Origin of the sequence: Pseudohaliea rubra DSM 19751 (assembly GCF_000764025.1) — a bacterium.
Classification (GTDB): domain Bacteria; phylum Pseudomonadota; class Gammaproteobacteria; order Pseudomonadales; family Halieaceae; genus Pseudohaliea; species Pseudohaliea rubra.
Genome location: NZ_KN234814.1, coordinates 1 through 4,808, shown reverse-complemented (window position 1 = coordinate 4,808; position 4,808 = coordinate 1). Strand labels below are relative to the sequence as shown.

Sequence of the window (4,808 nt, the reverse complement as noted above, 5' to 3'; positions counted from 1 at the left end):
CCCGGGAGGCGGACGCAGCTCGCGCCCGGCGCAGGCCGCCAGGCAGAGGCAGAGCGCGGCGGCGACGGCGCGGAGGAGGACGGTCCCGGGGGACACTAGAGGTCGTCGACGCCCAGGCGCTCGAGGGTCGCGCGCAGCACGGGGTGCTGCGGGTCCTCCTCGAGGGCCCCCTGCCAGATGCGGCGGGCGCCCTCCCGGTCGCCGGAGGCCCAGAGCACCTCGCCGAGGTGTGCCGCCACTTCCGGGTCCGGGAAGAGTGCGTAGGCGCGGGTAAGATAGTCCAGGGACGTCTCGTACTCGCCCTGGTGATAGAGCACCCAGCCCATGCTGTCGAGGATCGCCGGCTCATCGGGCTCCAGAGCCAGGGCCCGGGCGATCAGCGTTCGCGCTTCCTCGTAGCGGTCAGTGCGGTTTGCCAGCGTGTAGCCGAGGGCGTTCAGGGCCGTGGCGTTATCGGGCTCCCGGGCGAGGATGGCGCGCAGGTCTGTCTCCGCCGCCGCGATGTCGCCGGCGCGCTCGTGGGCCACGGAGCGGCTGTAACGCAGGGAGGTGGACTCCGGATGGGTGGCCAGCCCCTGGTCCAGGAGTTCAAGGACCGTCTCGTTGCGCCCGGCGGCATTCAGAAGATTGGCCTGAAGGGCGTAGAGCTGCTCGCTGCGCGGCGGGTAGCTCTGACGCAGCGTTGCAAAATGACCGAGAAAGCGGGGCAGCTCGCCGGCGCGCAGCAACAGTTCGCCGATGCGTGCGTTGGCGGCGACGAACTCCGGGCCGTCCCCAACCTGCATGTAGTGCTCAATCGCGGTGGCCAGCTGACCCTCGTCCTCGGCCATGCGACCGAGGACGAAGTAGGCATCATCGGGACGCTGCCCGAGGGACAGCAGCTGGCGGAGATAAGCCTTGGCAGCGACCCGGTCCCCGAGTTCCTCGTTGATCAGCGCGAGGGAGTAGAAAATGTCGCCGTCCCGGGGATTGTTGACCGAGAGGATCTCGAACTGTTCGCGGGCCGCGATCATGTCGTCGCGTGCCAGCAGCCGCGCGTACTGCAGCCGCAGCCGGTCGTTGTCCGGTTCGGCCGCAAGCGCTGCCTCGATCCGTGCCAGCGGCTTGCGCTCGCCGGCCTCCAGGCGCAGCCGCGCGTCCAGGAGAAGAGCCTGGTGTTGCTGCGGGTCGAGGGTAAAAACCGCCGCCAGGCGCTCCCGGGCACTCGCCGGGTCGCCGCGCTCTGCGGCAATGAGCGCCGCGGCGAGGTGCAGCGGCACGCTCTCCGGAAATTCCGGCAGCAGCCCCGTCACGGTCTCGTCGAGGGCTGCCTGCTCCGCCGGCGGCAGTTCCTCAAAGCGGTTGAGGAGGGCCGGGAAGCGGGCATCGCCTTCCAGGCGGGCGACGGCAGCGAGCTGCGCTGCGGCCTCCGGCGTGCGCCCCTGGCGGATAAGCAACGTCGCCAGCGTGTCGCGGGCTTCGCTGGACGCCGGGTCCAGCTCCGCCCAGAGCGAGGCGGCCTCCAGCGCCGCATCCTCCCGCTGCAGGTACTGGGCAAGGCGCGTGGCGTGAGCGCTGATTGCCGGATCGCGCAGCAGCGGCGCCTGTTCCTGGTAGATATCCAGGGCCCCGGGGTAGTCGCGCCGCCGCAGGGCGAATTCGGCGGCAAGCAGCGGGTAGACGCTGGCTTCGGGTATCGGTCGTTCGGGTGCCGCCGGCGCGGCGACCGCGGGCGGCGCCGCTGCGGCAGGCGCAGGCGCCTCCTCCGGCGCCCCGGAGCGGGTCGCCACGGTGCTGGAGCAGGCTCCCAGCAGCGACAGCAGGAGGGCGAGGGCGGTCAGGCGCATCGGCATGAATATAGAGCAAGATCAATGTTTGAGGCAGTGCAATGATGACACACTCCCCCCGTGAAACCCACAGAGGGTGCGCCGCGCTGCGCCGGGGCTGCCTTTGTTGATACAATAAAGCAGATTTCGGTGACCCCCGGGCTGGGGCACCGGTTGTTGCGGCACGATAGGGAAACGCTGGTCCATGAACCTCATCGCTCTGGGAATCAACCACAACTCGGCGACTGTCGAGGTCCGCGAGCGCGTGGCTTTCGCGCCGGAACAGATCGCCGACGCCCTGAGCGATCTGTGCGGCTCTCTTGGCCTCGAGGAAGCGGTCATCCTTTCGACCTGCAACCGCATGGAACTCTATGCCATGGTGCCCGCCGGCGACTGCCCGGTGATGAAGGCCAGCGGCGTGATCGATTGGCTGGCGGGCTACCACCAGCTGGCGCCGGAAGACCTGCACCAGGCCTCCTATCATCACGTGGCCGAGCGCGCTCTGCAGCATCTTGTGCAGGTGGCTGCGGGTCTCGACTCCATGGTGCTCGGCGAGCCGCAGATCTTCGGCCAGCTCAAGTCTGCCTATGCCGTCGCCAGCGACGCCGGTACGGTCGCCAGCGAGTTCGGCCGCCTGTTCCCGCGGGTCTTCTCCATTGCCAAGAAAGTGCGTACGGACACGGCCATCGGCGAGAACCCGGTCTCCGTGGCTTATGCCGCCGTAGACCTCGCCGGGCACATCTTTGCCGACCTGTCCGACTGCAACGCGCTGCTGGTAGGCGCCGGCGAGACCATCGAACTGGTAACCCGGCACCTTATCGAGGCCGGCGTCAATAACATCGTTATCGCCAATCGGACCCTGGAGCGGGGCCGGGAGCTGGCGAAGAAGTTCGGCGCCGAGGCCATTCTCCTGTCGGATATTCCGGCGCAGCTGCCGAAGGCTGATATCATCATCTCTTCGACCGCAAGTCAGCTGCCGATCCTCGGCAAGGGCGCCGTCGAGGGCGCGATCCGGGCCCGCAAGCACCGGCCCATGCTCATGGTCGACATCGCCGTTCCGCGGGATATCGAACCGCAGGTCGGCGAACTGCGCGACATCTACCTTTACACCGTCGATGATCTGCGACAGATCGTCGACGAGAACCTGCGCAGCCGCCAGGACGAGGCCCGCAAGGCCGACGGCATCATCATGGAAGGCGTGCGCGCCTTCTACGAGGAGCGCCGCTCCCTCGCGGCCGTGGACCTGGTCAAGGAGTTCCGCAAGGCCGCCGAGCAGACGCGGCAGCAGGAGCTGGACCGGGCCCTGGCTGCCCTCGAGCGCGGCGACGACGCAGCGACGGTGCTGGCCCAGCTTGCGCGTGGCCTCACCAACAAGCTTATTCACGCGCCTACCACCGGCCTCAAGCGGGCCAGCGCCGAGGGCCGCGAAGACGTGCTCACGCACGCGCGCGGCCTCCTGGGGCTGCGCGGCGACGAGGCCCTCGAAGCCGCGGCGCGGCCTGCGGCGTCAGTGACTTCCATCAACAAGGCAGCGGAATCGCGCGGACTCAAGCGGCAGTGAAACCCTCATTGCTGGCCAAGCTCGACGCCCTCGCCGAGCGCCACGAGGAAGTATCCGCGCTCCTGGGTGACCAGGAGACCCTTGCCGACCAGGAGCGCTTTCGCAGCCTGTCCCGCGAATACGCCGAGCTCGAGGACGTGATCAGAAGCTATGAAGCCTTCCGCAGCGCTGCGGTGGATCGCGACGAAGCGCAGGCTATGCTCGGTGACAGCGACCCGGAGATGCGCGCGCTGGCCGAGGAAGAGGCTGCGGACGCTGCCGACCGCCTCGAGGCCCTTGAGCGCGACCTGCAGCTGCTGCTCCTGCCGCGGGACCCGCGGGACGCCCGTAACGTCTTTCTGGAAATCCGCGCCGGCACCGGCGGCGACGAGGCGGCAATTTTCGCCGGTGACCTGTTCCGCATGTACAGCCGCTATGCGGAGCGCCGCGGCTGGCGCGTCGAGGTGCTCTCGGAGCGCCCCGGGGAGCACGGCGGCTACAAGGAGCTCATCAGCCGTGTCGAGGGCAGTGATGTCTATGCCCGGTTGAAATTCGAATCCGGGGCACACCGCGTGCAGCGGGTCCCGGAAACAGAGTCCCAGGGTCGCATCCACACCTCGGCCTGCACCGTTGCCATCCTTCCCGAGGCGGACGAGCTCGGTGAAGTGACCGTTAACAAGGCCGACCTGCGCATCGACACCTATCGCGCCTCCGGCGCCGGCGGCCAGCACGTGAACAAGACCGACTCGGCTGTGCGTCTGACGCACCTGCCCACCGGAATCGTTGTCGAGTGCCAGGACGAGCGCTCACAGCATAAGAATCGCGCCCGGGCGCTTGCCCTCCTCGAGGCGAGGCTGGCCAATGCCCAGAGCGACCGGCAGGCCGCGGAGCAGGCCGCGGAGCGCCGCAACCTCGTCGGCAGCGGCGACCGCTCGGACCGCATCCGCACCTACAACTTCCCCCAGGGCCGCCTCACGGACCATCGCATCAATCTCACGCTCTACCGTCTCGACGAGGTGATGGCCGGGGATCTCGACGCGGTGATCGACCCCCTGCGCCAGGAGCACCAGGCGGATCAGCTCGCCGCCCTCGCCGGCTCGTGACCGCGACGGTGCAGGCACTCCTCGCCGAGGCCGGCACCGATGGCGAGGCGCGCCGCGATGGCGAGGTGCTGCTCGGCCACTGCCTCGGCCGCCCCCGCAGCTGGCTGTTCGCCTGGCCGGAGGCGCCAGTGCCGTCGACTCCGGCGGCACGTTACCGCGAACTCCTCGCCCGGCGCCGGGACGGCGAGCCCGTGGCCTACCTTGTGGGTGAACGCGATTTCTGGTCCCTGGCCCTGCGCGTGACCCCCGCGACGCTGGTGCCCCGGCCGGACACGGAGACCCTGGTGCAGTGGGCCCTGGAGCTGCCGCTGCCCGCCGACGCGCGGGTCCTCGACGCCGGCACCGGCAGCGGCGCCATTG

The 4,808-nt window shown here is 69.2% G+C and carries 4 protein-coding genes; 3 read left to right on the top strand and 1 reads right to left on the bottom strand.

The genetic code is table 11. The features are described 5' to 3' along the window. Nucleotides 1-95 precede the first annotated feature (95 nt). The gene (locus tag HRUBRA_RS14300) at nucleotides 96-1,832 is read right to left on the bottom strand and encodes a tetratricopeptide repeat protein (RefSeq protein ID WP_035518293.1); all 1,737 of its coding nucleotides are present in this window, start codon (nucleotides 1,830-1,832) and stop codon (nucleotides 96-98) included. A 178-nt stretch (nucleotides 1,833-2,010) separates the two neighbouring features. On the opposite strand from HRUBRA_RS14300, the gene hemA reads away from it, so the two are divergent. From hemA to HRUBRA_RS14285, 3 genes are all read left to right on the top strand, one after another. Then, the gene (gene hemA, locus HRUBRA_RS14295; RefSeq protein WP_052094967.1) at nucleotides 2,011-3,366 is read left to right on the top strand and encodes a glutamyl-tRNA reductase; all 1,356 of its coding nucleotides are present in this window, start codon (nucleotides 2,011-2,013) and stop codon (nucleotides 3,364-3,366) included. Continuing rightward, entirely contained in the window at nucleotides 3,363-4,448 is a 1,086-nt protein-coding gene (prfA, locus tag HRUBRA_RS14290; RefSeq protein WP_035518291.1) for a peptide chain release factor 1, read from the top strand. Before hemA ends, prfA begins: the two co-directional genes overlap by 4 nt. After that, nucleotides 4,445-4,808 (top strand): N5-glutamine methyltransferase family protein (locus HRUBRA_RS14285; protein ID WP_035518290.1); only part of this gene is annotated, 364 nt, incomplete at its 3' end. The genes prfA and HRUBRA_RS14285, both read left to right, overlap by 4 nt.